Origin of the sequence: Flavobacterium frigidimaris, from assembly GCF_002217275.1 — a bacterium.
In the GTDB taxonomy this organism is placed as follows: domain Bacteria; phylum Bacteroidota; class Bacteroidia; order Flavobacteriales; family Flavobacteriaceae; genus Flavobacterium; species Flavobacterium aquidurense.
Genome location: NZ_MUGV01000068.1, coordinates 1 through 1,430, shown reverse-complemented (window position 1 = coordinate 1,430; position 1,430 = coordinate 1). Strand labels below are relative to the sequence as shown.

Below are 1,430 nucleotides of genomic sequence, written 5' to 3'. Positions count from 1 at the left end.
GGATCAACACATATTGTTGTGGGGAAATATTATAATCTAGATATTTGTATTTTAAAAATAAATAGAAATGCAAGATTCTTTTATCGATATCCTTAAGTTATTGTTGCCTGAGATAATAGTTGATTACTTTGAACTTACTTCTTATAAGAAGGGAGATGATATACTTCATTTGTATCTAAAAGAGATTAATTCAATTCCCAAAGAATACAGAGAATATAAGTTAAGTTCAAAAGGTTTTTTTGAAGAAATAACGGTTCAGGATTTTCCTATCCGTGGACATCAGGTATACCTTCATATCACTCGTAGGAGATGGCTAAATGAAGATACTGGAAAGATCGTTTTTAGAGATTGGAATTTAGTAGCAGACGGAACTCGTGTAACCCAGGAGTTTGCGTCTTTTTTAAAAGAGATCAATAGATTCCAGTCCAAATGATTGTAATACCATTGCTTCTTTCTATGGTGTTTCTGGCAGGAATTTACAATGTCAATACAAAGATTTTCTAAGTGATTTCAAAGTTTGGGATCAAATATCACACGCTAAAAAATGGCTTCTCTTTCCACAAAATATTGGAAAGCGTTTATCAATAGATGAAACTTCTCTTTCAAATGGCGAGCTCTATACTATTTTAACCAACAAGTCCGGTAAAGGTAGAAAAGGAACTATAGTGGCTATGGTTGCAGGGACTAAAGCAGAAACAGTTATTAGTGTTATTGAAAAAATCCCTCTTAAACAGCGAAATCTAGTCAAGGAAATTACCCTGGATATGGCTGGGAATATGGGATTGATAGCTAAAAAGTGCTTTCCTAATGCTACTCGCGTTACAGACCGATTCCACGTTCAAAAGCTAGCTACAGAAGCCCTTCAGCAAATCAGGATTAAATATCGTTGGGAAGCCATCGATCAGGAAAATGATGCTATTGAAAAAGCCAAAAAATCAAAAGTAAATTTCGAATCTACAGTACTTTCAAATGGGGATACCCTCAAGCAATTACTAGCCAGAAGCCGATATTTCTTGTATAAAGCCAAATCGAAATGGACTCAAATTCAAACAGAACGTGCTAGGTTGCTATTTGGATTATATCCTGACATTCAAAAGGGATATAATCTAACTCAAGAGCTCCGTGGCATCTTTGAGACTACAAAAGATAAAATCATTGGTTTTGCAAAATTAGCCAAATGGCATGAAAAAGTAGATCAATCTGGGTTTAAGTCTTTCGGTACAATCTCTCGTACAATTATGAATCATTATCAAACCATATTGAACTATTTTGACAACAGAAGCACCAATGCATCTGCAGAATCATTCAATGCTAAAATAAAAGCATTCAGATCAAAATTCAGAGGTGTTAGAAATATAGAATACTTCCTTTTTAGGCTAACTAATATTTATGCTTAATTTTTGCTGCTCCTCAGATTTACGTCTTGATCC

At 34.3% G+C, this 1,430-nt stretch carries 2 protein-coding genes; both read left to right on the top strand.

From position 1 onward, the window contains the following. Positions 1 to 67 precede the first annotated feature (67 nt). Complete coding sequence (locus B0A65_RS23050) at positions 68 to 433, top strand: ISAon1 family transposase N-terminal region protein (RefSeq protein ID WP_074664198.1); 366 nt, start codon at positions 68 to 70, stop codon at positions 431 to 433. Beyond that, positions 414 to 1,397 (top strand): ISAon1 family transposase, encoded by a 984-nt coding sequence (locus tag B0A65_RS23045; RefSeq protein ID WP_074664196.1) that lies wholly within the window; start codon positions 414 to 416, stop codon positions 1,395 to 1,397. The genes B0A65_RS23050 and B0A65_RS23045 overlap by 20 nt, the downstream gene beginning before the upstream one ends. Positions 1,398 to 1,430: the final 33 nt, after the last annotated feature.